26 protein-coding genes and 2 pseudogenes are annotated in these 25,415 nt (G+C 69.5%); 17 read left to right on the forward strand and 11 right to left on the reverse strand.

Annotated features, from left to right (window positions below; all coding sequences use genetic code 11):
• Nucleotides 1-124: 124 nt before the first annotated feature.
• Complete coding sequence (locus ASD79_RS05965) at nucleotides 125-1,567, reverse strand: DEAD/DEAH box helicase (RefSeq protein ID WP_056720128.1); 1,443 nt, start codon at nucleotides 1,565-1,567, stop codon at nucleotides 125-127.
• A gap of 329 nt (nucleotides 1,568-1,896) precedes the next feature.
• Between ASD79_RS05965 and mutT the strand changes: the two genes are divergently transcribed.
• Nucleotides 1,897-2,313, forward strand: a complete 417-nt coding sequence (gene mutT / locus ASD79_RS05970) for an 8-oxo-dGTP diphosphatase MutT (RefSeq protein WP_056720129.1) — start codon at nucleotides 1,897-1,899, stop codon at nucleotides 2,311-2,313.
• Between the two features lie 54 nt (nucleotides 2,314-2,367).
• Here mutT and ASD79_RS05975 read toward each other — a convergent pair whose 3' ends face one another.
• Nucleotides 2,368-3,300: a methyltransferase domain-containing protein gene (locus ASD79_RS05975; RefSeq protein WP_056720130.1), complete on the reverse strand. Its 933-nt coding sequence runs from the start codon at nucleotides 3,298-3,300 to the stop codon at nucleotides 2,368-2,370.
• Between ASD79_RS05975 and ASD79_RS05980 the strand changes: the two genes are divergently transcribed.
• The 4 genes from ASD79_RS05980 to ASD79_RS05995 are packed head-to-tail and all read left to right on the forward strand — an operon-like array spanning nucleotide 3,299 to nucleotide 5,656.
• Nucleotides 3,299-4,090 (forward strand): ComF family protein, encoded by a 792-nt coding sequence (locus tag ASD79_RS05980; protein ID WP_056720131.1) that lies wholly within the window; start codon nucleotides 3,299-3,301, stop codon nucleotides 4,088-4,090. The two genes, ASD79_RS05975 and ASD79_RS05980, sit on opposite strands and share 2 nt — an antisense overlap.
• A 31-nt stretch (nucleotides 4,091-4,121) precedes the next feature.
• Nucleotides 4,122-4,376: a glutaredoxin 3 gene (gene grxC, locus ASD79_RS05985; protein WP_056720132.1), complete on the forward strand. Its 255-nt coding sequence runs from the start codon at nucleotides 4,122-4,124 to the stop codon at nucleotides 4,374-4,376.
• Entirely contained in the window at nucleotides 4,373-5,206 is an 834-nt protein-coding gene (locus ASD79_RS05990) for a carbon-nitrogen hydrolase family protein (RefSeq protein ID WP_056720133.1), read from the forward strand. Before grxC ends, ASD79_RS05990 begins: the two co-directional genes overlap by 4 nt.
• A 15-nt stretch (nucleotides 5,207-5,221) precedes the next feature.
• The gene (locus ASD79_RS05995; RefSeq protein WP_056720134.1) at nucleotides 5,222-5,656 is read left to right on the forward strand and encodes a DUF1178 family protein; all 435 of its coding nucleotides are present in this window, start codon (nucleotides 5,222-5,224) and stop codon (nucleotides 5,654-5,656) included.
• A gap of 193 nt (nucleotides 5,657-5,849) precedes the next feature.
• Here the strand turns inward: ASD79_RS05995 and ASD79_RS06000 are convergent, their stop codons facing one another.
• The 5 genes from ASD79_RS06000 to ASD79_RS06020 form a co-directional block, all read right to left on the reverse strand.
• Nucleotides 5,850-6,161 (reverse strand): glycine zipper 2TM domain-containing protein, encoded by a 312-nt coding sequence (locus ASD79_RS06000; protein ID WP_056720135.1) that lies wholly within the window; start codon nucleotides 6,159-6,161, stop codon nucleotides 5,850-5,852.
• A 147-nt stretch (nucleotides 6,162-6,308) separates the two neighbouring features.
• A complete protein-coding gene (locus ASD79_RS06005) occupies nucleotides 6,309-7,340 on the reverse strand; it encodes a glycine zipper 2TM domain-containing protein (protein ID WP_056720136.1) in 1,032 nt (343 codons plus the stop codon).
• Between the two features lie 112 nt (nucleotides 7,341-7,452).
• Nucleotides 7,453-8,208: a bifunctional 2-polyprenyl-6-hydroxyphenol methylase/3-demethylubiquinol 3-O-methyltransferase UbiG gene (gene ubiG, locus ASD79_RS06010; protein ID WP_056720137.1), complete on the reverse strand. Its 756-nt coding sequence runs from the start codon at nucleotides 8,206-8,208 to the stop codon at nucleotides 7,453-7,455.
• A 50-nt stretch (nucleotides 8,209-8,258) separates the two neighbouring features.
• Nucleotides 8,259-8,597, reverse strand: a complete 339-nt coding sequence (locus tag ASD79_RS06015) for a hypothetical protein (RefSeq protein ID WP_056720138.1) — start codon at nucleotides 8,595-8,597, stop codon at nucleotides 8,259-8,261.
• 10 nt (nucleotides 8,598-8,607) lie between these two features.
• The gene (locus ASD79_RS06020) at nucleotides 8,608-9,528 is read right to left on the reverse strand and encodes a hypothetical protein (RefSeq protein ID WP_056720139.1); all 921 of its coding nucleotides are present in this window, start codon (nucleotides 9,526-9,528) and stop codon (nucleotides 8,608-8,610) included.
• Nucleotides 9,529-9,820: 292 nt separating this feature from the next.
• Between ASD79_RS06020 and ASD79_RS06025 the strand changes: the two genes are divergently transcribed.
• The 4 genes and pseudogenes from ASD79_RS06025 (at nucleotide 9,821) to ASD79_RS06035 (ending at nucleotide 12,766) form a co-directional block, all read left to right on the forward strand.
• Nucleotides 9,821-11,068 (forward strand): aspartate kinase, encoded by a 1,248-nt coding sequence (locus tag ASD79_RS06025; protein WP_056720140.1) that lies wholly within the window; start codon nucleotides 9,821-9,823, stop codon nucleotides 11,066-11,068.
• Between the two features lies 1 nt (nucleotide 11,069).
• Nucleotides 11,070-11,206 (forward strand): annotated as a pseudogene (locus ASD79_RS23765) (hypothetical protein).
• A gap of 56 nt (nucleotides 11,207-11,262) precedes the next feature.
• The gene (locus ASD79_RS06030; RefSeq protein WP_056720141.1) at nucleotides 11,263-11,724 is read left to right on the forward strand and encodes a hypothetical protein; all 462 of its coding nucleotides are present in this window, start codon (nucleotides 11,263-11,265) and stop codon (nucleotides 11,722-11,724) included.
• 94 nt (nucleotides 11,725-11,818) lie between these two features.
• Nucleotides 11,819-12,766: a DMT family transporter gene (locus ASD79_RS06035; RefSeq protein WP_056720142.1), complete on the forward strand. Its 948-nt coding sequence runs from the start codon at nucleotides 11,819-11,821 to the stop codon at nucleotides 12,764-12,766.
• 7 nt (nucleotides 12,767-12,773) lie between these two features.
• On the opposite strand, the pseudogene ASD79_RS24905 reads toward ASD79_RS06035, so the two are convergent.
• Nucleotides 12,774-12,913, reverse strand: a pseudogene (locus tag ASD79_RS24905) (hypothetical protein); the annotation flags it as partial.
• 102 nt (nucleotides 12,914-13,015) lie between these two features.
• On the opposite strand from ASD79_RS24905, the gene ASD79_RS06040 reads away from it, so the two are divergent.
• From ASD79_RS06040 to ispG, 4 genes are all read left to right on the forward strand, one after another.
• The gene (locus ASD79_RS06040; protein WP_056720143.1) at nucleotides 13,016-13,522 is read left to right on the forward strand and encodes a glycine zipper 2TM domain-containing protein; all 507 of its coding nucleotides are present in this window, start codon (nucleotides 13,016-13,018) and stop codon (nucleotides 13,520-13,522) included.
• A gap of 200 nt (nucleotides 13,523-13,722) precedes the next feature.
• Complete coding sequence (ptsP, locus tag ASD79_RS06045) at nucleotides 13,723-15,987, forward strand: phosphoenolpyruvate--protein phosphotransferase (RefSeq protein ID WP_035036582.1); 2,265 nt, start codon at nucleotides 13,723-13,725, stop codon at nucleotides 15,985-15,987.
• A gap of 170 nt (nucleotides 15,988-16,157) precedes the next feature.
• Nucleotides 16,158-17,195, forward strand: coding sequence for a RodZ family helix-turn-helix domain-containing protein (locus tag ASD79_RS06050; RefSeq protein ID WP_056720144.1), 1,038 nt, complete (start codon nucleotides 16,158-16,160; stop codon nucleotides 17,193-17,195).
• Nucleotides 17,196-17,260: 65 nt separating this feature from the next.
• The gene (ispG, locus tag ASD79_RS06055; RefSeq protein WP_056720145.1) at nucleotides 17,261-18,400 is read left to right on the forward strand and encodes a flavodoxin-dependent (E)-4-hydroxy-3-methylbut-2-enyl-diphosphate synthase; all 1,140 of its coding nucleotides are present in this window, start codon (nucleotides 17,261-17,263) and stop codon (nucleotides 18,398-18,400) included.
• A gap of 289 nt (nucleotides 18,401-18,689) precedes the next feature.
• On the opposite strand, the gene ASD79_RS06060 is transcribed toward ispG, so the two are convergent.
• From ASD79_RS06060 to ASD79_RS06070, 3 genes are all read right to left on the reverse strand, one after another.
• Entirely contained in the window at nucleotides 18,690-19,076 is a 387-nt protein-coding gene (locus ASD79_RS06060; RefSeq protein WP_056720146.1) for an OsmC family protein, read from the reverse strand.
• Between the two features lie 65 nt (nucleotides 19,077-19,141).
• Complete coding sequence (locus tag ASD79_RS06065; RefSeq protein WP_056720147.1) at nucleotides 19,142-20,008, reverse strand: pirin family protein; 867 nt, start codon at nucleotides 20,006-20,008, stop codon at nucleotides 19,142-19,144.
• A gap of 249 nt (nucleotides 20,009-20,257) precedes the next feature.
• Entirely contained in the window at nucleotides 20,258-21,637 is a 1,380-nt protein-coding gene (locus ASD79_RS06070) for a PLP-dependent aminotransferase family protein (RefSeq protein ID WP_056720148.1), read from the reverse strand.
• A gap of 103 nt (nucleotides 21,638-21,740) precedes the next feature.
• Here ASD79_RS06070 and ASD79_RS06075 point away from each other — a divergent pair, with 103 nt between their 5' ends.
• From ASD79_RS06075 to prfA, 4 genes are all read left to right on the forward strand, one after another.
• Nucleotides 21,741-22,415 (forward strand): LysE family translocator, encoded by a 675-nt coding sequence (locus ASD79_RS06075; protein ID WP_056720149.1) that lies wholly within the window; start codon nucleotides 21,741-21,743, stop codon nucleotides 22,413-22,415.
• A 245-nt stretch (nucleotides 22,416-22,660) separates the two neighbouring features.
• Nucleotides 22,661-23,434, forward strand: coding sequence for a DUF3108 domain-containing protein (locus ASD79_RS06080; RefSeq protein ID WP_056720150.1), 774 nt, complete (start codon nucleotides 22,661-22,663; stop codon nucleotides 23,432-23,434).
• 296 nt (nucleotides 23,435-23,730) lie between these two features.
• Nucleotides 23,731-24,207 carry a hypothetical protein gene (locus tag ASD79_RS06085; protein ID WP_056720151.1) on the forward strand — a complete coding sequence of 159 codons (477 nt, stop codon included), beginning with the start codon at nucleotides 23,731-23,733 and terminating at the stop codon, nucleotides 24,205-24,207.
• Nucleotides 24,208-24,280: 73 nt separating this feature from the next.
• Nucleotides 24,281-25,348, forward strand: coding sequence for a peptide chain release factor 1 (gene prfA / locus ASD79_RS06090; RefSeq protein ID WP_082584828.1), 1,068 nt, complete (start codon nucleotides 24,281-24,283; stop codon nucleotides 25,346-25,348).
• The last annotated feature ends 67 nt before the right edge of the window (nucleotides 25,349-25,415 follow it).

Below are 25,415 nucleotides of genomic sequence, written 5' to 3' on the forward strand. Positions count from 1 at the left end.
CCCAAGCCGAGCGGGGTTTCAAGCCGCGCGGAGGTCGCACGGGAGCCTCGCCCAAAGAAAACGGCCGTTTCCACCCCTCAAGGTAGAAACGGCCGCGCTCTGATTGAGAGGGTGTCGAAAATGCTTAGTCGATCGGGTTCCAGCGCTGGTCGGCGGCGCCGTTGGCCCGCTTGGGACCGCGGAACTCGCCACCGGCCGCCGGCTTGGTCTGCGCCTGGCCTTGACCCCCGCCGTTGCGACCACGGTTCTGGCCGCCGGGCTTGGCCTGGCCATTGCCGCCGCCGCCATTGGCGCCGGCGCCGCCGGGACGGCCGCCACGGTTGCGCTGCTTGCGCAGCTCGGCCGGGACGTTGTTGCGCGGGTCGGCGCGGCGCGGATCGACGTACTTCTCCGGCGGAGCCAGCTTGTCGGCCACGGCCGCGGCGGCCGCCAGGGTCTTGTCGTTGCGACGGTCGAAGGTCGGGATCGTCTGGCGGGTGGCCTTCTGGATGTCGCGCAGCAGGTTGCGTTCGTCATCGGCGCAGAAGCTGATGGCGACGCCTTCCTTGCCCTTGCGGGCGGTGCGGCCGATCCGGTGGACGTAGGATTCCGGCACGTTGGGCAGTTCGAAGTTGAACACGTGGCTGACGTCGTTGACGTCGATGCCGCGCGCCGCGATGTCGGTGGCGATCAGCGCCTTGACCTGGCCGGCCTTGAAGGCGGCCAGGGCGCGCTCGCGCTGGCCCTGGGTCTTGTCGCCGTGGATGGCCGCGGCCTCGATGCCGCTGGCGACCAGATACTTGGCCACCCGGTCGGCGCCGCGCTTGGTGCGGGTGAAGACGATCGAGCGCTCGACGCTCTTGTCGGCCAGCAGTTCGGCCAGCAGCGGACGCTTGCGCTGGGCTTCGATGAAGATCAGCGACTGGTCGATGCGCTCGACCGTGGTGGCCGAGGGGGTGATCGCCACCTGGGCCGGGTTCTTCAGCAGTTCGCCGGCCAGCTTGCCGATCTCCGACGGCATGGTGGCCGAGAAGAACAGGTTCTGGCGTTCCTTGGGCAACTGGCTGGCGATCTTGCGGATCGGCACCACGAAGCCCAGGTCCAGCATCTGGTCGGCTTCGTCGAGCACGAAGATCTCGACGCCGTTCAGGTGGGCGGACTTTTCGCCCAGGTGGTCCATCAGGCGGCCCGGGGTGGCCACGACCACGTCGACGCCGGCCGCCAGGGCCTTCATCTGCGGGCCGTACTTCACGCCGCCGAAGATGGTGGCGACGGTCAGGCCCATGTGCTTGCCGTAGTCGCGGAAGCTTTCGGCGATTTGCGTCGCCAGTTCGCGGGTCGGGGAGAGGACCAGGCAGCGGAAGCCGCGACGCGGGGCCGGCTTCTTGTCCTCGGCCAGGCGATGCAGGATCGGCAGGGCGAAGGCGGCGGTCTTGCCGGTGCCGGTCTGGGCGATGCCCAGCAGGTCGCGGCCGCTCATGACCAGCGGGATGGCTTGCGCCTGGATCGGGGTGGGCGTGGTGTAGCCCTTGTCGGTCAGCGCCTTCAGCAGCGGTTTGGCGAGGGCGAGATCGGTGAATTGAGTCAAGTTATGTGTCTCTCGTGCAGCCGCGCAGCGGCGCATGCGATCCTCGCACGGCTCGCCTGGCGGCGGGTCGGTGGGGAGCGCCCCGCGTGACACGGGCGGTCTGATGAGAAGCGTTCAGGGTGCTCGACAGGCTGGACCAGACAGGTCCCTCACGCGGCTGGAGCACCGATAGCGCCAGACGGCGCAGGCCCTAGATCGTTTATTGCAGGTGCGAAGTCAAGGGCGGGCCCAAGAACGGCAAGGATTTGCGGCGTTTCAAACCCTCTCCCATGGGGAGAGGGTTTCACGACGGCTTGCCAAGCGCCGCGACGCGTTGGACTAAGGCTCTCATGACCCAGCCCCTCCACAAGCCCACCGTCCTCGTCGCCGCCGCCGCCCTGATCGACGTCGACGGGCGGGTGCTGATCTGCCAGCGGCCGCAGGGCAAGTCGCTGGCCGGGCTGTGGGAGTTTCCCGGCGGCAAGGTCGAGCCGGGCGAGACCCCCGAGCAGTGCCTGATCCGCGAGCTCGACGAGGAACTGGGGATCAAGGTGGCCCAGGCCTGCCTGGCGCCGTTCGTCTTCGCCTCGCACACCTACGAGTCGTTCCACCTGCTGATGCCGCTCTACCTGCTGCGGCGCTGGGAAGGCTTCGTGACCGCTCGGGAGCACGAGGCGCTGAAGTGGGTGAAGCCCGACCAACTGGCGGACTACCCGATGCCGCCGGCCGACCTGCCGCTGATCGCCTGGCTGCGGGATCTGTTGTGAGGGGCTGATCCCACATTTCCGCTCATCCCGGCATTCGCCGGGATGAGCGGAGTTTTAGCGGCCCCCCGCCTTGTCCCCCGCGGGTCGCTCCACCGTGCCCAGAGCGTCCGCCAGCCGCATCTTGGCCGAGCCCGGCCGCAGCGGCTTTTGCTGGCTTTCGTGCGGCGCCCAGCCCGTCACGGTGACGATCTCGAAGGTGGCGGGCACGCGGCCGTCGGGCTCGGCGAAGCGCTCCTGGTAGAGTTCCATGGCCCGGAACAGCACCTTGCGGCTCAAGGGCTTGCGCGATCGGTCGATCAGCACGCTGGTCTCGCCCATGGCCCGCAGGTCCTTGAGCAGGGCCAGCGGATGGGCGTAGCGCACCTTGACCCGGTCGACGTCGGCGACGGGCAGGGCGAAACCGGCCCGCTGCAGCAGGCCGGCCGCGTCGATGGCGTCGGCGAAGGGGGAAACGCGCAGCGACGCGCCGCCGCTGACCTCGTCCTCGGCGGCCAGCAGGGCCTGGCGCAGCTCGGTCAGGGTGGCCCCGCCGAACAGCGCGCCGACGAACAGGCCGTCCGGGCGCAGGGCGCGGCGGATCTGGATCAGGGCCCCGACCAGGTCGTTGGTCCAGTGCAAGGCCAGGGTCGAGACCGCCAGGTCGATCGTGGCGTCGCCGAACGGCAGGCGCTCCTCGTCGGCGACCAGGCGAAGGCCATCCCCATCTCCTCGCGGGAGGCCGGCCAGCATCCGTTCCGAAAGGTCGGTCTGGATCAGCAGCCCGACCTTTTCGCGAGCGTCGCTGAGCGCCAGGGCCCGGGCGAAGGCCCCGTCGCGCGCGCCGAGGTCGACGGCGACCGGAAACTCCCGCAGGATCGCCTCCAGCCGCATCACCGCGTCCTCCGCCGCCCGCGCCTTCAGAAAGCCGGCGGCCGGGAAGCCGGGGGCGGCGCGGTCGAGACGGGCGCGCAGCAGGGCGCGGTCGAAGAGCAGGGGCGAGTGGGTCATGCAGGCGCAAGATGGGGCTTCTCGCGCGGCATGGAAACCTTTTGCGAAACCTCATCCTCGCCTGACGGCGTTCGCCCAGGGGCTGCTGGACCTGGTCCTGCCGCCGCGCGCCTTCGACGGGGCCGCCGCCCTGACCGCCGGACTGTCGGCCCAGGCCTGGAACCGCATCACCTTCCTGGACGGCCCGGTCTGCGACGGCTGCGGCGCGGCCTTCGCCTATGACGCCGGCGAGGTCCGCTGCGCCTTGTGTCAGACCAGAACCCGCGCCTTCGCCCGCGCCCGGGCCGCCTGCCTCTATGACGAGCATTCGCGCGACCTGATCCTCAAGCTCAAGCACGCCGACCGCACCGACCTGTCGGGCCTGTTCGCCCGCTGGCTGTCGCGGGCGGCGAGCGACCTGCTGGACGAGGCCCAGGCGGTGGTTCCCGTGCCGATGCACCCGGCGCGCCTGTTCAAGCGCCGCTACAACCAGGCCGCCGAGATCGCCCGGCCGCTGTGCGCGATGACTGGCCGCCCCTACCTGGCCGACGTCCTGGTGCGCCGGCGCGACACCGACAGCCAGGGCGGCAAGTCGGCCACGGGCCGCCGCCGCAACGTCGCCGCCGCCTTCGCCGTCCCCGAGGCGCGCCGCCACCAGGTGGCCGGCCGCAAGGTGCTGCTGATCGACGACGTCCTGACCACCGGCGCCACCGCCGAGGGCTGCGCCCGGGCCCTGCTGGCGGCCGGCGCGGCCCAGGTGACCCTGGCGGTGGTCGCGCGCGTTTCAGAAATGCAGGCGCGTCCTATATGAGGACGGAAACGATTCCTGTTACGGATCCACCATGGCCAAGGTCACCATCTACACCCGCCCGTTCTGCGGCTACTGCGCCCGCGCCCTGAAGCTGCTCAACGACAAGGGCGCCGACTTCACCGAGGTCGAGGCCGGCATGGATCCCAAGCTGCGCAAGGAGATGATGGACCGCTCGGGCCGCACCACCTTCCCGCAGATCTTCGTCGGCGAGCAGCATATCGGCGGCTGCGACGACATGTTCGCGCTGGAGCGCGAGGGCAAGCTGGACGCCCTGCTGGCCGCATGACGAGCGCTGCCCCCTTGCGCGTCGGCCTGGTCCAGACCCGCACGCCCGCGACCCACGCCGCGGCGCTGGCCCACGTGGCTCCGCTGGTCCGCGAGGCGGCGGCGCTGGGCGCCCGGTTCATCCTGACGCCCGAGGGGACCAACGTCCTGCAGAAGGACCGCGAGCGGCTGCTGCCGACCCTGGCGCCGCTGGAAGAAGACTCGGTGGTCCTGGGCCTACGCGACCTGGCCCGCGAGCTTTCCGTCTGGATCGACGTCGGTTCGGCCCTGGTCCAGCGCCAGGACGGCAAGGCGGCGAACAGGCAGGCGGTGATCGACCCGACCGGGGCGATCGTCGCGACCTACGACAAGCTGCACATGTTCGACGTCGACCTGCCCACCGGTGAAACGGCGCGGGAATCGGCGACCTACGAGCCCGGCCAGCGGGCCACGGTGGTGGAGACGCCGCTGGGCATGTTCGGCCTGACCATCTGCTACGACATGCGGTTTCCGGCCCTCTACCGGGCCCTGGCGCTGGGCGGGGCGAAGATCCTCACCGTCCCCGCCGCCTTCACCCGGCCGACCGGCGAGGCGCACTGGGACATCCTGCTGCGAGCCCGGGCCATCGAGACCGGCTCGTTCGTGCTGGCCGCCGCCCAGGGCGGTTTCCACGAGGACGGCCGCGGCACCTGGGGCCGGTCGATGGTGGTCGGGCCGTGGGGCGAGGTGCTTGGAAAGCTTGACCACGACGAGCCGGGCGTGTTGATCGCCGATCTCGATCTCGCGGCCGCCGACCGGGCCCGGGCGGCCATCCCGGCCTTGAAGAACGCCCGTGCATTCACGGGTCCCTGACCCCATCTAAGAGACATGATCAAGTACGCGCTCAGCTGCGATCACGACCATGCGTTCGAAGGGTGGTTCGGCTCGTCGTCGGACTATGACGACCAGGCCGCGCGCGGGCTGGTGGACTGTCCGGTCTGCGGCTCCAAGGCCGTGCGCAAGCAGATCATGTCGCCGTCGGTGGTGGGGACCAAGGCCCGGAAGGCCGCGCCCGAGCCGAGCGCCCAGATGCGCGAGATGATGAACACCGCCCTGGGCGAGATGCGCCGGCAGGTCGAGGATAATTTCGACTATGTCGGCGACCGCTTCGCCAAGGAGGCGCGCGACATCCACGACGGCAAGTCCGAGGATCGCGGCATCTACGGCGAGGCCTCGCCCACCGAGGTCAAGGCGCTGGTCGAGGACGGCATCCGCATCGCGCCCCTGCCGCCGGCCGCGCCGAAGAAGAGCGAAGTGAACTAGGGTTTTCCTGAACCCAGAACACCGCTCATCCCGGCGAAAGCCGGGACCCAAGCTGATTGTCCAGACAAGGCTCTGAGCCAGCAACCGCATGCACCGCTTGGGTCCCGGCTTTCGCCGGGATGAGCGGACGTGTGGGGACACGAAAAAGGGGACGGTTGCCCGTCCCCTTGTCCGTTCGCGGCCGTGGAGCCGCCTAGTAGTAGCGGTACTCGTAGTGGCAGTTGTTCTTCTTGGAATTGTGCTTGGCGATCTGGTTGCCGGCGACCGCGCCGACCACGCCGCCGAGCACGGCGCCTTCGGTCTTGTTGCCCTTGCCGGCGACGACGGCGCCGAGCGTGCCGCCGGTCAGGCCGCCGACCACGGTGCCCTTGTTACGGGCGCTCTTGGTGCTCTTGCACACCCACACCTTGTGACGGGTCTGAGCTTCGGCGGCGGTGACGGCGATCGTGGACGCCGTGAAGCCGAGAGCGACGACGACGGCGAGAGTTTTCAACTGGGCGCGCATGGCGTCCTCCGTTTCTGGTGTTTGTCCTCGAACTCAAGAACGCTCAAGCTTCTCTTGGGTTCGCTTTTATCCGCGGCCCATTGTCGGAAATTCGACCTGAACGGGAGATGAAACGGCGACGCCGTCGCCGTTCACCCCGCCGCCCGTTCAGCCTTCAACGCGATAGCGGCCTTCGGAGTCCGGGCAGACGCGCACGTAGCGGGTCTCGACCCGGCCGTTGTAGTCGGTGTCGGCCGGGGCCAGGCGGCAGCGCCGGCTGTAGTTGTCGTAGACGGCGCCGGAGCTGGCGCGATAGCGGTCGCTTTCGCGATAGGCGACGGTTTCGTCATAGTTCCAGTACTGGCCCCGGGTGTCGCAGCGGCCCCTGGCCGAGGCGTTGCCGATGCTGGCGCCGACGCCGGCCCCGACCAGGGCCCCCAGCACCGTACCCTCGGGCTTGGCGTTGCGGGCGGCGAGGTTCGAACCGGCCACGGCCCCGATCAGGGCGCCGATCACCCCGCCGGCCGTGGCGTTCTTCCGGGCGTCGACACGGCAGGGCATGTTGTACGAGGCATTGTCGCCGTAGGCGCCGGCATAGGGCGCGCCGTAGCGCGTCGCGTATTCCGGATAGCGCCGGTCATAGGTCCCGGAGCCATAACGCCGGTCGTAGTCGGCGCGAGCCCGCTCGTATTCGGCCCGGTCGCGATCGTACTGGGCGCGCTGGCTCTGATAATCGCCGTTGTCGCCATAGAGGCGGCCGTCGGCGCTGAACCGGGTGGCGTAGTCCGGATAGCGCCGGTCATAGGTCCCGACGCCGTAGCGGCGGTCGTAGTCGCGGCGGGCCTCCTCATAGGCCAGGCGGTCGCGTTCGTAGGTCTGCTGTTCGCTGTAGTAGGAGCCGCCGCCGTAGGTGGGGCTGTAATAACGCGTCGCGTACTCCGGATAGCGGCGGTCATAGGCCCCCGAGCCGTAGCGGCGGTCATAGCGGGCGCGGGCGCGCTCATAGCGGGCGCGTTCCTCCATGTAGGCCCTCTGTTGAGCCCGATAGTCGGCCGAGCGCTCGTCATAGGCGGCGCGCTGGTCTCCATAGGTCTGCAGGCGTTGCTGATAGGCCGCGTCGGCCGATTGGGCGAACGCAGGCGCGGTCACGCTCAGGGCGACGGCCGAGGCCATCAACCACGCGGTTGTTCTGGAAGTCATGGAAGGTCTCCGTTCCAACGAACGGATCGACGTCGGGCCCCCGAAAACGACGAGCCGTCAATCCTGAAGTGTCCCTGAGTATTAAAAGCCCAGCGACGGCTCAGGTTCCGGATCAGTCCTTGGTCACGGTCATCATGTAGTTGACGCCGACGTCGGTCGAGCGGCTCCAGCGGCCGGTCATCGGGTTGTAGGCCACGCCGAACGGGCCGTGCACGGCCACCGGCTGGCCGGCCAGGAAGGCGCGCAGCTCCTCGGGTTTCAGGAACTGCTTCCAGTCGTGGGTGCCGGGCGGCACCCAGCGCAGCACGTATTCGGCCCCGATCTTGGCCAGGGCCAGGGCCTTGAGCGTGCGGTTGAGGGTGGCGACGATCAGCAGGCCGCCGGGGGCGAGCAAGCGCGAGCAAGTCCGAAGGAATTCTCCGGGGTCGGCGACGTGCTCGATGACCTCCATGGTCAGCACCAGGTCGAACGGACCGGCGCCCTCGGCCAGCAGCTGTTCGGCGGTGGCGGGACGGTAGCCGATCTCCAGCCCCTGGCCGGCGGCGTGGGCGGCGGCGGTCTTGATGTTGTTCTCCGAGGCGTCGATGGCGGTGACCTCGAAGCCCAGTCGGGCCATCGGCTCGCTGAGCAACCCGCCGCCGCAGCCGACGTCCAGCAGGGACAAGCCCTCGAACGGGCTGCGCGCGTTGCCGTCGCGGTCGAACCGCGCCAGGGCCTGTTCGCGGATGAACGCCAGCCGGCAGGGGTTGAACACGTGCAGCGGCGCGAACTTGCCGTGCGGATCCCACCACTCGGCGGCGATGGCCGAGAACCGCGCCACGTCGGCGGGGTCGATGCTCCAGGAGGGGGGGGCGGGGGTCTGAGTCATGGTCAGCGTATCAGCACGACTTCGACCCCGAGGTCCAGATCGACCCCGGCTCATCGTGACCGCGACGGTCCCAACTGCGCGACGATCCGGCTCCGCAATGGCGCGAACTCGGGTGGCAGGCGGTCCAGCAGGAAGCGTTCGAGGCTGAACGAGGGGTCGTCGAACACCGCGTGCGGGGCGCGGACATGGCCCTTGTAGATCCGGCGCGTTCCGGACCGGTCGGCGCAGACGAAACCCCGATAGCCGAGGGCCGGCGGGTCGGGCGCGGCGGACGCGGCGGACGCGGGCGACAACCGGCCTTGCAGTTTCAGGAATTCCCGGTGGTTGCGCTCGTCGAGCCGCCAGCGTGGGTTGGGCCTGCCGCTGAACACGTCGAGCTCGACGAGCATGGGGAACCGTTCAGTTGATGACGACGGATTTGCCAGCGTAGAAATAGCCGCAGAAATCCGTGTAGCCGCCTCGATTGCAGGTCTCTGGATTCGTGATCAGCACGTTGCTGTTGTCAACGTTTCGCGCCGCCGTCTGCCCGGGCTTGTGTCCCCAGAATCCGCCCCGCTGGTGGCGATACCAGTGGTAGTCCCAGCCCGGATCGATCACCAGCGCCATCAGGCGCCGCGGCCATTCGCTCTGGGGCAGGCAGTCGCAACGTTTTTTCAGGCCGTCGGCCATGGCGGCGACCGTGACGGTGTTGCAGGCCATGGTGTTGGTCATGGCGCCGTGCGCGCGGCCGGGCTGGGCGAAGGTGTTGGTGCGCCAGTTGCGGGCGTAGTTGTAGCAGTTGTTGTAGGGCTGGGTCGCCGCGTTGTTCCAGAAGCTCGGATTGTACTGGCTGACCTCGTACTGGCACTGGTCGCATTTGGTGTCGGGGATCGTGGTCCGCAGCGGGCTCGAGGGCGGCGGCGGCGGCGGCGGACCGGGCCGGGGCGGGTCCTTGAAGAAGCGGTCCAGGCGTTCCAGGGCCAGGTCGCGCAGCTTCTTGTCCAGCGGCGTGATCTGGTGCTCCAGCAGCTTGACCTCCGAGCGCGACGGCATGCTCTCGATGAACAGCCGCGCCAGGGCGTGGGCGGCCGCCGGGTCGCCAGCCGCCGTCGAGCCCAGGGAAAACTTCTTGGGCACGCCGCGGCGGACCGGTTCGTCGTCGGCGAACAGCTCGAGCTTCACCTCGCGGTAGCCCAGGCCGTTGAAGCCCGCGCCTGGCTTGGCCACGGCCTTCGGGCGCTCGGCCACCTGGCCCAGCAGCCTGTTGGCGACCGCGGTGTCGGTGATGAGCCAGACCGGGTTGGGCCGGCCCGAAAACAGGTCGATTTCAATGCGTAGCAACGTCCGTCCTCCTCGTTGGTGGTGACCCCCCACGCAGGTAAGCGACATCGACTGGCGTGAATTTCACACGCTATGAGAGTGTAGCGCCAGAAATGCACGCAATGCAATTGTGACGGGTGGAACGGGGTTGGCGCCACTCCCGGCTGCGTCATGACGGGACCGGGCGCGAAAAAGACGCCGCCGCGACATTGCCGTTGCGCCTTCGCGCCGCTAGAAGACCGCGGCTTGCGCGTCCGGCGACGTTCCGCCGTGCGCGGCGCAAGAATTGACCTTAGGTTTCGAGGGGTAGGGCGTGTCACGTCTGGTGATGAAGTTCGGCGGCACCTCGGTGGCCGACCTGGAGCGCATCCGCCGGGTGGCGCGTCTGGTCGCCGCCGAGCTGGCGACCGGCAAGCGGATCGCGGTGGTGGTCTCGGCGATGTCGGGCAAGACCAACGAGCTGGTGGCCTGGACCGACGGCTGCGGCCGGGCGGCCGAAGGCCTGCCGGAGTCGGACGACGAGTACGACGCCATCGTCGCGTCCGGTGAACAGGTGACGGCCGGCTTGCTGGCCATGACCCTGCGCAACATGGGGATCAACGCCCGCTCGTTCCTGGGCTGGCAGGTGCCGATTCTCACCGACGAGGCCCACGGCCGCGCCCGGATCGAGGACATCCCGCCCGACAACCTCAACGCCGTGCTCGACGCCGGCCAGGTGGCTGTGATCGCCGGCTTCCAGGGCGTGACCGCCGGCGGCCGCATCACCACCCTGGGCCGGGGCGGCTCGGACACCAGCGCCGTGGCCATCGCCGCGGCCCTGAAGGCGGCCTGCGACATCTATACCGACGTCGACGGCGTCTACACCACAGACCCGCGGATCGAGAGCAAGGCCCGCCGCCTGGCCAAGATCTCCTACGAAGAAATGCTGGAAATGGCCTCGCTGGGGGCCAAGGTGTTGCAGACCCGTTCGGTCGAGATGGCCATGGCCCATCGCGTGCCGGTGCGGGTGCTGTCGAGTTTCGTCGAACCCGGGGAAGCTCCCGGCCAAGGTACGATCGTCTGCGACGAGGAAGAAATCATGGAAAAGCGCATCGTCTCGGGCGTCGCCTATAGCCGCGACGAGGCCAAGATCACCCTGCTGGGCCTGCCCGATCATCCGGGCGTGTCGTCGCAGATCTTCGGCCGGCTGGCCGACGCCAACGTCAATGTCGACATGATCGTGCAGTCGCGCGCCCGCAGCGCCGACACCGCCAACATGGAGTTCACGGTCGGCAAGCGCGACGCCGTCCGCGCCGTCGAGATCGTCCGCAAGGCCCAGGCCGAGATCGGCTTCGAGGACGTGGCGGTCAACGAGGACGTGGCCAAGGTGTCGGTGATCGGCGTGGGCATGCGTTCGCATGCCGGCGTCGCCCAGTCGATGTTCCAGGCCCTGGCCGAGAAGAACATCAACATCCAGGTGATCTCGACCTCGGAGATCAAGATCAGCGTGCTGATCGACGCGGCCTATACCGAACTGGCCGTGCGGGCGCTGCACGCGGCTTACGGGCTGGATCAGCTGTAGGCTGAAACGCCCTGCGTCCTTCGAGGCTCGCCCGCGGCTCGCACCTCAGGATGAGGTATTTTGTGATGCCGGTCGGTTTGAGAATCTCCTCATCCTGAGGCGCCCGCGCAGCGGGCCTCGAAGGACGCACGGCGTTAGCTAAATGTCGCCTTCTGACGGTATGAGCCTGTAAACGTCACCCCCAAGGAGTTCCCATGTCGGTGTTCAGGTTCGACCCCGAGCGCAAGTCCGTCACCTTCGAGGGCGATGCGGGCCTGGACCTGCTGTACGACCTGTTGCTGCGCGCCAAGTTCGGCGACGGCTACGAGAAGCCGTTGCTGGTCAGCCCGTGGCTGGCGGCCCTGCTCAAGCAACTGGACCAGTTCCTGCCCGACGACGGCCAGTGGTTCCCCGAGCAGCCCGGCCGGCCGATCTTCGACGAGGACGACCTGCTGGCCATGGGCGACGCTGTGATCGAGGAAGGCCACACCGTCGGCTGGTGGACCATGACCGAGCCCGAGAAGCGCGCCTATTTGCGCGACACCATCGCCGCCCCACATCCTTTGACGGACGCCGAGGTCGAGTTCATCGAGGCCGACATCGACGCGGCGGTCGAGCAGGCTCGGCAACTGGTCGAGTCGATCAGCGCGCCGTTGGCCCTGCCGGGGCACGGCTAGCCCCCGCTCGTCATCGCCGCATTAAGCGGGGGATGAGCGGTCACGCTTGCGTGCCCCTAGCCTTCGTCAAGCCTCCCGAGCCAAGCTCCCAGCCATGACCCACCAGCAACGCCTCCTGATCGGCCTGACCTGTGGCCTCGTCGCGGGGGCGTTCTGGGGCGGGGTGTTCCTGGCGCCGGAGTTGCTGGCCGCCTTCACGCCGCTGCAGATGACCGCCGGACGCTACGTCTGCTACGGCCTGGCCTCGGCGGCCCTGCTGGTCCCCAGCGCCCGAACGGTGCTGGCCAAGCTGACCCTCGTCGACTGGCGCGACCTGGCCGGGCTCAGCCTGCTGGGCAACATCGTCTATTACGTCTGCCTGGCGGTGTCGGTGCAGATCGCCGGGGTCGCGCCGGCCTCGCTGATCATCGGTCTCTTGCCGGTGACCATCACCCTGGTCGGGGCCAAGCGTGGCGAGGGCGTGGCCCTGCGCAAGCTGGCCGCGCCGTTGCTGCTGGTCGCCGCCGGCGTGCTCTGCATCAATATCGCCGCCTTCCAGACCGCCACCGGCGTCAGCGTGGCGCGGCTGTCGCTGGGCCTGCTGGCGGCGGCCGGGGCGCTGGCGGTGTGGACGGTCTATGCGGTGTGGAACGCCCGGCGGCTGGCGGCGACGCCACGCTTCACCGGCCACGAATGGTCGCTGCTGACCGGGGTGGTCACCGGCCTGCTGTCGCTGCTGCTGATCATCCCGGCCTTCGCTCTGCCCGGCGCATCGCACCCGCAGGCCGCCTGGATGCTGTTCTGGGGCGTCAGCCTGGCCGTCGCCCTGGGGGCCTCGGTGATCGGCAACGGCCTGTGGAACACCGCCAGCCGTCTGCTGCCGCTCAGCCTGTCGGGCCAGTTGATCGTCTTCGAGACCCTGTTCGCCCTGCTGTACGGCTTCCTGCACGAGGGCCGATGGCCCCTGCCGCTGGAGACCGCCGCCATCGTCCTGATGCTGGCCGGGGTGCTGTGGTCGGTGCACCTGCATCGGCCGGCGGCGGAAGGGCATCCGGCGGAGTAGGGCTCACTGCGTCCTTCGAGGCCCGCTGCGCGGGCGCCTCAGGATGAGGGGCTTTGTTGCTCTGACTTCCTCATCCTGAGGTGCGAGGCGTAGCCGAGCCTCGAAGGACGCACGGCGTCCCGCCGAACATGACCGCAACCTGAACATCACCGTTCAGACCGGGTTCAACGCCGATTTGCGAAAAGGGTCCCAACAGCGCCGCACCGGACTTCTTCCGATCTGGCGACGCTTCGAAAAGGAAGCAGTGCCATGAAGACCCTCGGTAAGTTCACGAAGATCGCCGTCGCCGCGGCCGTGACCGGCGCCCTCGTCCTGCCCGCCTCGGCCGCCTTCGCCGGTGACCGCAACAACAAGACCGAGCGCGCCATCCTCGGCGCCCTGATCGGCGGCATCGCCGGCGCGGCCCTGTCGGACGGCGACAAGGGCGGCATCGCCATCGGCGCCGTCGCCGGCGCCGCCCTCGGCGCCTCGACCGGCCACGGCGACCGTTACGACCGTCGCTATTCCAGCGGCTATCGCGACACCCGCTACGGCGCCGGCTACGGGTCGAGCTACAACAGCGGCTACGGCCACAACAACGGCTATGGCCAGTACGGCAACGGCAACGGCTACGGCCAGTCGGGTTACGGCCAATCGGGCTACGACCACCGCTACGAAGGTCGCCGTGACCGCGACGACCGCGGCGACCGCTACAACACCGGCTACCGCTACGACGGTAACGGCTATGGCAATGGTTACTACGGCCAGCGCCGCTAACGGCTGATCCCCGCGAGCGATCCGGCGCCGTCCCTCCCGAGGGGCGGCGCCTTTTCGTGCGCCATCGGCGATTTGACCGCGAGCGAACGCTGTGCGGCGCGCGAAATCTGCTATAGCCCGCTCGGAGCGATCCGGCTTCTTAACCCCTGGCGCGTCCAGTCAGGCTAAGCCGCGTCGAGCAAGGGAGTGCGCGCGAAAACATGGCGGCGTCCGGGATCGCTGTTCGGGGACCACGCAGCCTGCTTCGGCAGATTCGCGAGGCCATGGCCGGTGGCGGGCCCGCCCAGGCCAAGCTCGACATGGTGGTGCGCACCATCGCCATCTCGATGGTCGCCGAGGTCTGCTCGATCTATCTGCGCCGCGCCTCCGGCGATCTCGAACTGTTCGCCACCGAGGGCCTGTCGCGCGACGCCGTCCACGTCACGCGCATGAAGCCCGGCGAGGGCCTGGTCGGCGAGACCATGCGCCTGGGCCGGCCGCTGAACCTGTCGGACGCCGCCAGCCATCCGGCCTTCTCCTACCGCCCGGAAACCGGCGAAGACCCTTACCACGCCTTCCTGGCCGTGCCCCTGCTGCGCGGCGGCCGCTCGATCGGCGTGCTGGTCGTCCAGAACCGCACCGAGCGGGTCTATGGCGAGGAAGAGGTCGAGGATCTGCAGATCATCGCCATGGTCCTGGCCGAGATGGTCAGCGCCGGTGAACTGCTGGGTCTGACCGAGCTCAAGGACGTCGAGATCGCGCCCCACAAGCCGGAACGGCTGAAGGGCGCGCGCTTCGCCGAGGGGCTGGCCTATGGCGTGGCCGTGCTGCACGAGCAGCCGGTGGCCCCCGAGCAGCTGCTGTCCGACGACGCCGCGGCCGAGGAAGCCAAGCTCAAGGCGGCGATCGAGGCCCTGCAGACCCAGATCGACGAGATGCTGGACGGCCAGCATGGCCTGGTCGGCGCCTCCTACGAGGTGCTCGAGACCTACCGGATGTTCGCCCACGACCGAGGCTGGAACCGGTCGCTGCAGGAGGCCGTGCGTTCAGGGCTCACGGCGGAGGCCGCGGTCGAACGCGTGCGGTCCGAGCATCGCGCCCGCCTGGGCCAGGCCCGCGACCCCTATCTGCGCGAGCGCCTGCACGATCTGGAAGACCTCAACGACCGGCTGCTGCGCCACCTGTCGGGCGACGTCCATGCCGTGCGCGTCTTGCCTGACGACGCCATCCTGATCGCCCGCAACCTGGGCCCCGCCGACCTGCTGGAATACGACCGCACCAAGCTGAAGGGCATCCTGCTCGAGGAAGGCTCGGCCGCCAGCCACGCCGGCATCGTCGCCCGGGCCCTGGACATCCCCTGTGTCGGCCGCCTGGCCGGCCTGCGCGACCGCGTCAACGAGGGCGACCCGGTGGTGGTCGACGCCGAGACCGCCGAGGCCTGGCTGCGGCCGCGTGCCGACGTCATCAAGGCGCTGCGGGCCCGGATGGAGGTCCGCGCCCAGCGCAAGGCCGAGTTCGCCCGGCTGCGCGACACGCCGGCCATCACCAAGGACGGCGACAAGGTCACCTTGCTGATGAACGCCGGCCTGGCCGTCGACCTGGACATCCTGGGCGAGACCGGGGCCGAGGGCATCGGCCTGTTCCGCACCGAGTTCCAGTTCATGGTCGCCGAGGAAATGCCCCGGCTGGAGGCCCAGACCAGCCTCTACGAGAAGGTGCTCGACGCCGCCCAGGGCATGCCGGTCACGTTCCGCACCCTCGACCTCGGCGGCGACAAGCTGCTGCCGTACATGGAGCTGGAGCGCGAGGACAATCCGGCCCTGGGCTGGCGCGCCATCCGCATGGGCCTGGACCGGCCGGCCCTGCTGCGCATGCAGATCCGCGCCCTGATCAAGGCCGCCAAGGGCCGCGAGCTGCGGATCATGTTCCCGCTGGTGGCCAATGTGGACGAGTTCCGCGCCGCCCGCGCCTTCGTCGACCAGGAAGTGGCCTGGGCCCTGAAGCGCGGCCGGCCCGAACCGGCCCGGCTGGACGTCGGGGCGATGATCGAGGCGCCGTCGCTGCTGTGGCATCTGGACGCACTGCTGCCGATGACCGACTTCGTCTCGGTCGGCACCAACGACCTGATGCAGTACCTGTTCGCCGCCGATCGCGGCAACCCTAGAGTGTCGGACCGCTATGACCCGCTGTCGCCGGCCGCCCTGCGGGCCCTGAAGACCATCCAGCAGGCCTGCGCCGACACTGGCACCCCGGTCTCGGTGTGCGGCGAGATGGCGGGGCGCCCGCTGGAGGCTTTCGCCTTGCTGGCCTTGGGTTTCGACCGTTTGTCCATGCCGCCGGCCGGCATCGGGCCGGTCAAGCAAATGGTGCTGTCCTGCGATCGCGAGGCGGCTCGCCGCAATGTTGAGGCCCTGCTGAAGACCTCGGCCGGATCGCTCCGCGGTGAGATCGAAACCTTGGCGCGCAAGCTTTACGTGGCGGTCTGACGGCGCGGGTTCTTAACCAAGCTCAGCTTTATAGTGTATTGAATCCCGCCACTTACTTTGATATCGACCATAAAGTGTTAACAAATCCCGGGTACATCCGGTGGGGCATGGTCGTCGGGTTCTCTTTCTGAGAGAATGGGGCGACGCGAATTTGAGGTCACATGGCAGCCATGCCGCTGGATACTGGCAGGGTTTCGCACTTGCACCTGGTCGCCGACAGCGATCCGGAAGGCCCATCGATGGCGACGTTCCAGCCTTCGGTCGACCATGGCGTCGACATCGGCGCGGCCCTGCGCGCCGCCCGTGAGTTCCGCGGCCTGACCCTGCAGGACGTGGCCGACGCCACCCGCATCCGCCAGGGCTATATCGAGGCGCTGGAGGCCCTGCGCCTCGAAGAGCTGCCCTCGCGCCCCTTCACCATCGGTTACGTCAAGTCCTACGCCAAGCTGCTGGGCCTGGACGGCGACGCCGCCGTCGACCGCTTCAAGCTGGATGCGCCCGACGACAGCGAGCCGCTGCGCGCCCCCGTCGGCGTGCGCCACGAGCGCGATCCGCGCCTGGGCCTGATCCTGGCCCTGGGCGTGCTGGTCGTGGCCGCCATCGTGCTGTGGAATGTGGCCCAGCGCGCCATCGCCAAGGACACCCCGCCCGCCCAGGTCGCCCAGTCGCACGCCATCGCCGTGGCCGCCGCGGCGCCGCGCGCTCCGGCCGGTGGCGGCGGAGGAGACGGCGGCTCGGTGTCGCTGGGCGCGCCGCTGCCGGCCCCGGTGGAATCCACCACGCCGGAACCCTACAAGACCCCCGGCCTCGACGACGCCGCCGCCAATGGCGGTTCGGCCGACGCCGTGACCGCCGCCTCCAAGGCCCGCGCCGTGACGGCCGCCGCCGCCGCTCCCGCCGATCCGAGCCAGCTGGTCGGCCTGGGCTCGGCCTTCCGGGCCAAGGGCGCGGTGTACGGCGCGGCTCAGGCCGACGCGTCCGGCCTGATCCTGCAGGCCCGCAAGCCGGCCTCGCTGACCGTGCACGGCGCGGACGGCTCGATCTACTTCACGCGCTGGATGTCGGCCGGCGAGGCGTTCCGCGCCCCGCGCAACGGCGGGCTGATCGCCGAGGTCTCCGACCCGACCGCCTTCGACGTCTATAACGGCGGCGCCCTGACCAGCCGGATGACCGCGCCGACCGCGGCGCTGAGCAAGCTGGGCGGCTAGTCGGGCGGCAAGACATTTCCGCGACGCCCTTGGGTTCCGCCCGCAAAAGCCTTAGGTTCTGACCCATGGCCGCTGACCACACCCACCTTCGTCCGTGGCGCTCGATCGAGCGTCGCAAGTCGCGCAAGATCCGTGTCGGCAATGTCGAGGTGGGCGGCGACGCGCCGATCACCGTCCAGTCGATGACCAACACCCTGACCAGCGACGCCGCCGCGACGCTGGAGCAGATCCGCCAGCTGGAAGAGGCCGGCGCCGACATCGTCCGGGTCTCGTGCCCCGACACCGACTCGACGGCGGCCTTCAAGACCATCGCCCGCGAGTCGCGGGTGCCGCTCGTGGCCGACATCCATTTCCACTACAAGCGCGGCATCGAGGCGGCCCAGGCCGGCGCCGCCTGCCTGCGGATCAATCCGGGCAATATCGGCAGCGCCGACCGGGTCCGCGACGTGATCCAGGCGGCCCGCGACCACGGCTGCTCGATGCGGATCGGCGTCAACGCCGGCTCGCTGGAGCGCGAGCTGCTGGAAAAGTACGGCGAGCCGTGCCCCGACGCCATGGTCGAGAGCGCCCTGAACCACGCCCGCATCCTGCAGGACCACGATTTCCACGAGTTCAAGATCAGCGTGAAGGCGTCGGACCCGTTCATGACGGTGGCCGCCTATCACCAGCTGTCCGAGCGCATCGACTGCCCGCTGCACCTGGGCGTCACCGAGGCGGGCGCCCTGCGCACCGGCACGGTCAAGTCGTCGATCGGCATCGGCTCGATGCTGTGGGCCGGCATCGGCGACACCATCCGGGTGTCGCTGGCCGCCGATCCGGTGGAAGAGATCAAGGTCGGCTTCGACATCCTGAAGTCGCTGGGCCTGCGCCACCGCGGCGTCAACATCATCGCCTGCCCGTCCTGCGCCCGGCAGGGCTTCAACGTCATCAAGACGGTGGAGGCCCTGGAGGCGCGGCTGGCCCACATCTCCCAGCCGATGTCGCTGTCGATCATCGGCTGCGTGGTCAACGGCCCCGGCGAGGCGCTGATGACCGACCTGGGCTTCACCGGCGGCGGCGCGGGGTCGGGCATGGTCTACATGGCCGGCAAGCCCGACCACAAGCAGTCCAACGACGGCATGATCGACCACATCGTCGAGCTGGTCGAACAACGCGCGGCCCAGCTGAAGGCGGCCGAGGACGCCGAGGCGATCGCGGCGGAGTAGTTCCTCTCCCTCTGGGGGAGATGGCCCAGAGGGCCGGAGGGGGCAGTGCGGCCTATGCCGTTGAGACCTCCTCAGTCGCTTCGCGACAGCTCCCCTAACGGGCAGGGCTATCGCATATGGATTTTCCGCGAAAAGAGCTGTCATCCCGGACAAGCAAAGCGCAGATCCGGGACCGCCGGAAGCTCTGAGTTCACGCGTCGGTCCCGGATCTTCGCGCTGCGCGCTCGTCCGGGATGACAACCGTTTTTGGCCATATGCGATTGCCCTGCCTCCAAGGGGGAGCATCTCACTATCCCAGCGACGTCTCGATCGGCACCCCGCCCTTGATCGCCAGGGTCACCGGTGTGCGCTCGGCCACGTCGGCCAGCCGCGCGCGCTGCGCCTCGTCCAGCGGCCCCGTCGGGACCAGCACGCGCTCGATCCGGGGCGGGGTCTCGCCGCCGTGATAGTGCAGCCTCACCTCCAGCGCCTCCAGCGGCCAGGCCTTGCGCTCGGCGTACATCTTCAGAGTGATCGCCGTGCAGGCCCCCAGGGCCGACAGCAGCAGGTCGAACGGGGCGGGCCCGGCGTCCGCGCCGCCCAGCCGTTCGGGCTCGTCGGACGTCAGGGCATGGCGGCCGGTGGCGATCGTCGTCGCATAGCGGGTTGCGCCGATGCGGGCGGTGGCGACAGCCATGGGAGCTCCTTGATGGGGTCTGGGAACAGGATCGCGGGACGGCGGTCGGCCGCCGTCCCGGACCTTTAATGGGCGATCTTGCCGAAATCGCCCTTGTTGAAGTCGGTGATCGCCTGGCGGATCTCGTCTTCGCTGGTCATCACGAACGGGCCGTAGCCGACGATCGGCTCGTCGATCGGCTCGCCGCTGAGGATCAGCAGCTTGACGTCGCTGTTGGCCTCGATCTCGATCCGGCCGGCTTCGCGGTCGAACACCACCATCTGGGCGTCGCGCACCACCTCCTGGCCGTTGATCAGCGCTGTCCCCTTCAGGACGATCGCCGCCAGGGTGCGGCCTTCGGCGATGTCGAAGCCCGCCGTGTGGCCCGCGTTCAGGCGGACGTCCCAGACGTCGATCGGCGTGAAGGTCCGCGCCGGGCCGTGGCGGCCGTCATAATCGCCGGCGATCACCCGCAGCTTGCCCGCGCCGTCCGGCAGGTCGACGGCGGGGATTTCCGCGTCGAGCAGGGTCTGGTAGCCGGCCGGAGCCATCTTGTCCCGTGAGGGCAGGTTGACCCACAGCTGCACCATCTCGAAGGCCCCGCCCGTGCGGCCGAAGGCTTCGGAGTGGTATTCCTCGTGCAGTATGCCCGAGGCGGCGGTCATCCACTGCACGTCGCCGGGGCCGATCTTGCCGCCGCCGCCGCTGGAGTCGCGGTGCTCGACTTCGCCCTCGTAGACGATGGTCACGGTCTCGAAGCCGCGATGCGGGTGCTGGCCGACGCCGCGCCGACGGGTGGTCGGCTCGAAGGTCGTCGGGCCCCCGTAGTCGAGCAGCAGGAACGGGCTGAGCTGTTGGCCAAGGCCGTCGTAGGAGAACAGTGAGCGGACCGGAAAGCCGTCGCCGACCCAGTGCTGGCCGGGGGCGCTGTGGACGCCGAGTATCTTCTTCATCGGGACCTCCTTTCGACCGGCCCGAGGCCGGTCTGTTGAGGACCAAGGTGGGGGCGCGGCGGGGTTTTCGGTAGGGCGGGGCCATCTCCGCTCATCCCGGCGAACGCCGGGACCCAGATGGAATAGCGCAGGGCCTGACGCCATGAGCGCCGAGGCCGTCCAGTCATCCACACCGCTTCGGGATCTGGGTCCCGGCATTCGCCGGGATGAGCGGAGTTTTGAGGGTCGAACCACGTGACTCGCGACCCCCTAGATCACCGCCCGCGATCGCTCGTCCGCCCCGGTCAGCGCCGTCGCCACCACCCGCAGGCCGCGCTCGAGTTGCGCCCGGTCGGTCGCCGCGCCCAGGCAAATCCGCACCCCGCTCTCCAGGCCCTGGGCGACGATCGGCGCGCCGGGCGGGGTGAGCTCGACGCCGCCGCGCAGGGCGCGGCCGGCCAGGCGCTCGGCGTCCAGCTCGGCCATCGGCAGCCAGACGTGCGGGCTGAAGGCCGAGGCCGGGGTCTCGATGGCCGCGCCGAGGATCGCGCGGGCCAGGCCGAGGCGCAGGCCCATTTCGTCACGGATCTCACCGGCGATCACCTCGGCCGTGCCGTCCTCGATCCACTGGGTGGCGATCAGCGCGCCGAAGTTGGGCGGGGCGTAGAACTGGGCGCGCACGGCATGGACGACGCGTTCGAACAGGTCGCCCAGCGGGGCCAGCAGGAAGCCGACCCGCAGGCCGGGCGACAGGGACTTGGAGACGCCGGACACGTGGATCGTCCGCTCGGGCGCCAGTTCGACCAGCGCGGGCAGGGGATCGCCGCCGAAGATCGAATAGATGCCGTCCTCGATGATCCACAAGTCGCGCCGGCGGGCCACGGCCACGATGTCGGCGCGGCGGGCGGCGCCCATGATCCGGCCGGTGGGATTTTGCAGGGTGGGCAGCACGAACACCGCCTTGGCCCCCTTCGCCGCCGCCCGGTCGAGGGCGTCGGGCAGCAGGCCCTCGCCGTCCATGGCCACGCCGGTCAGCCGATAGCCGGCATGGTCGGCCAGTACCCGGGCGCCGGGAAAGGTGGCGGCTTCGCACAGCACCTCGTCGCCCGGCCGGCACAGGGCGGCCAGGGCCAGGCTCAGGGCCTGCTGGGCCCCGGCGCAGCAGATCAGCTGGCGCCAGTCGGCGTTCTCGACGCCGGCGGTGCGCGACAGCCAGGTCGCGAAGGCCCGGCGGTGGGTCTCCAGCCCGGTCGAGGGGGCGTAGGCCAGATTGTCCAGCAGGTCGGGACGGCGCTGCAGCCGGGCCAGGGTCTGGACGATCCGGGTCCCGCCCGGGCTGACGGGGGCGATGTTCTGGCTGAGATTGATCGGGCCGGGATCCTCGGTCGCCGACCGAGGCGCTGATCCGGGACTCCGCACGAAGCTGCCGCGCCCGACATGGGCCTGCACCAGCCCGGCCTTCTCGGCCTCGACATAGGCGCGGGTGACGGTGCCCAGGCCCAGGCCAAGGCGGTGGGCCAGGTCGCGCTGCGGCGGCAGGCGGTCGCCGTCGGTCAGGGCGCCGGCGGCGATGTCGGCGCGCAGGGCGTCCAGCAGCCGCTCATAGAGCGGCGTGTCGCCGGGCGGCAGGGTCGGGGTCCATGCGGCCATGGGGTCTCCAAGAATTGTCACTGGAACAATATAGGTTTTGACTCATGATGCAATTGGCAAGATGACCATGACATCCATCCCCGATGTCTTGGGAGCATCCGTCATGACCGTCCAACTGCTGCTCGCCTTCGTCCTGTTCGCCTTCGCCACCGCCGGCACGCCGGGCCCCAACAACATGATGCTGCTGGCCTCGGGCGCGAATTTCGGCTTCCGGGCGACGATCCTGCACATCCTGGGCATCAGCGTCGGCCTGGGCGTGATGGTGGCGGCCATGGGGCTGGGGCTGGGCGGGGTGTTCAAGGCCTGGCCGGTGCTGCACGACGTGCTGCGCTGGGTCGGCGGGGCCTATCTGCTGTGGCTGGCCTGGAAGATCGCCACCGCCAAGGGCATCAGCGACAAGGACGCCGCCGCCAGGCCGATGACCTTCCTGGGCGCGGCCGCCTTCCAGTGGGTCAATCCCAAGGCCTGGGCCATGGCCCTGACGGCGGTCACCACCTACACGCCGGAGGGCTCGGCCCTGGCGGTGTTCATCGTGGCGGGGACCTTCATGCTGGTCGGCGCGCCGTGCAGCGCCGCCTGGGCCGGGTTCGGCCAGGGCATGCGGCGGTTCCTCGACCGGCCGCCGGTGCTGCGGGCCTTCAACCTGACCATGGCGGCCCTGCTGGTCGCCTCGCTCTATCCGCTGGTGGTGGAGACGGGCCCGAAGAAGGTCGAGGCCCCGCGCCAGCTGGCCGTCCAGGACATGCCGCCGCCGCCGCGCATCGGCTCGCACGGCTAGGCGCCGTGGATAGTAGGCGCTGAAGGTTGTTTTCGGCGAGGGCCGTGCGTCCTTCGAGGCTTCGCTTCGCTACGCACCTCAGGATGAGGAGCATTGTTGCTGACGACCTCATCCTGAGGCGCCCTCCAGAGGAGGGCCTCGAAGGACGCACGGCGCTTGCCCTAAACGCTGGATTACCGAACCTTAAGTGGCCGGACGGCGGCGCTTGGGGTCTGGTGTCGCGGTCCAAGCCCTTCGGAGTCGCCATGTCCCTCGCCGTTCGCGCCGCCGTCTGCGCCTTGCTCCTCTTGGCGGGGAGCGCGGCCGCGGCCCAGGCCGCCGTCACCCCCGTGCCGGTCGGCCAGCCCCTGGCCCGCTTCGACAAGCTCCAGCCCGGCGTCCATCGCTACCTGCGCTACCGCCAGGTCGGCGACACCGTCACCGCCGTCGACGTCTGGACCCGCGAGGTCCGCTTCGACACCCAGGACGGCCAGCGCCGGCTGCACATCGTCCAGCACTGGGACGGGGCGGGCGCCGCGACGTCCAACCGCCAACTGGACAGCTGGTTCGAGGTCGGCACGTTCCGGCCCCTGACCCATGAGCGCCGCTCGCAGAAGGACGGGGTGTCGAAGATCGAGGGCTTCGCCTTCCGGCCCGACCGGATCGTCGGCCTGAAGGATCTCCCGGACAACGCGGCCAAGGACTACGACGTCGCCTCGCCCCAGCCGAGCTTCAATTTCGAGACCGACATGGAGTTCCTCCAGGCCCTGCCGCTGGCGGCGGGCTACGAGGCCAGCATCGTCTTCCACCATCCGGGCGGCGGCCCGCCGGCCCCCTACGTCTTCAAGGTCGCGGGCTCGGAGACGCTGAGCCTGCCCGGCGGCGGCAAGATCGATTGCTGGGTGGTGACCGCCGACTACAACCACCCCGAGGCCCCGGTGAGCCGCTTCTGGTTCGCCAAGGCCAGCCAGGTGCTGATCAAGCAGGTCTCGCCGCTGCCCGACGGGTCGGGGGTGATGGGCAAGACGCTGCTGTATTGATCTTTTGATCCGCTCGTCCCGGCGAATGCCCATGGGCGGTAAGTTTGGAACATCGGGCCTTGGGCCTGGCTTGATTTTCCTCATCCTGAGGTGCTCGCCGCTCGCGGCGGGCCTCGAAGGACGCACGGATCTGCCGCGCCCTGCGTCCTTCGAGGCCCGCTATGCGGGCGCCTCAGGATGAGGACCTCCGTAACTTACCGCCCATGGGCATTCGCCGGGATGGGCGGAGGTTGGAGGGTCTTGCTTGAGCCTGTGGAACAGGCGCAGATCAGGGCCAAACCCCGAGGGCCCACCCCATGCGCTTTCCGCTCGTCCTGGCCGTCGTGGCCGCCCTCGCCGGGACCCCCGCCTTGGCCCAGGACCTCAAGGTCACCGTGGCCGGCCGCGACTCGATCGTCCTGACCCCCGCCGACCTCAAGGCCCTGCCGCGCGCCAAGGCGACCTTCCAGGCCAAGGGCCACGCGGTGACCTTCGAGGGCGCCGTGCTGAACGCCGCCCTGCTGAAGGCCGGGGTGGTGTCGGGCGACCGGCTGATGGGCCGCTACCTGAATCAGGTGGTGATCGCCAAGGCCGCCGACGGCTTCACCAGCATCCTGTCCCTGGCCGAGACCGACCCGTTCTACCGCGCCAATCCGGTGATCATCGCCGACACCAAGGACGGCCAGCCGCTGGACGCCAAGGAAGGCCCCTACCGCCTGGTGGTCGACGGCGACCTGCACCCCTCGCGCTCGCCGCGCCAGGTGGTGTCGATCGAGGTCAAGCCGGCGTTCTGACCGCGAACTCGACGGGAACGACGGCGAGGGGTACAGAGACCGCCCGATCTCTCCAGACCATGTGACGTTCCCCTTGCGACTGCCCCAGGCCCGCCTCGACCAAGTTCTCGACCGCTTCCGTGAGGTCGAGGCCCGTATGGGCGCCGCCACGGACGGCGCCGAGATCGTCAAGCTCTCCAAGGAGCACGCCGAGATCCGTCCGGTGGCCGAGGCCGTCGAGGCCCTGGCCAAGCTGGCCGCCGAGCGCGCCGGCCTGGAGGAGATGGCCGGCGACCCGGACATGGCCGCCATGGTCGCCGACGAGATGCAGGCGCTGGACGAGAAGCTGCCGGTCATGGAGCGCGAACTGGCCCTGATGCTGGCCCCGCGCGACAAGGACGAGAACGCCTCGGCCATCCTCGAAGTGCGGGCCGGCACGGGCGGCGACGAGGCGGCCCTGTTCGCCGGCGACCTGTTCCGCATGTACCAGCGCTACGCGTCGCTGCAGGGCTGGAAGGTCGAGGTCGACAGCGTCTCCGAGGGCGAGATGGGCGGCTTCAAGGAAATCATCGCCTCGGTGACCGGCGACGGGGTGTTCGGCCGCTGGAAGTTCGAGAGCGGCGTGCACCGCGTGCAGCGCGTGCCGGCCACCGAAGCCCAGGGCCGCATCCACACCTCGGCCGCCACCGTCGCGGTGCTGCCCGAGGCCGAGGACGTCGAGATCGAGATCAACGACAGCGACCTGCGCATCGACACCTACCGCTCGTCGGGGGCCGGCGGCCAGCACGTCAACAAGACCGACTCCGCCGTGCGCATCACCCACCTGCCCACCGGCGTGGTGGTGACCAGTTCGGAAAAGTCCCAGCACCAGAACCGCGCCCGGGCGATGAAGAACCTCAAGGCCCGGCTCTACGACATGCAGCGCGAGGCGCTGGACACCGCCCGCTCCGACGCCCGCAAGAGCCAGGTCGGCAGCGGCGACCGGTCGGAACGCATCCGCACCTACAACTTCCCCCAGGGCCGGGTCACCGACCACCGCATCAACCTGACTCTCTACAACCTGGCCCGGGTGATCGAGGGCGACGCCCTGGACGACATCATCAAGCCGCTGATCGCCGAGGACCAGGCGGCGCGGCTGGCGAGTTTGGAAGAGGGGTACTAGGGAGGCCGGAAACCCTCTCCCGTAGGGAGAGAATCCCCCTGCGGGGGAGATGTCGGCGAAGCCGACG

It is taken from the genome of Caulobacter sp. Root655, from assembly GCF_001427665.1.
GTDB lineage: Bacteria > Pseudomonadota > Alphaproteobacteria > Caulobacterales > Caulobacteraceae > Caulobacter.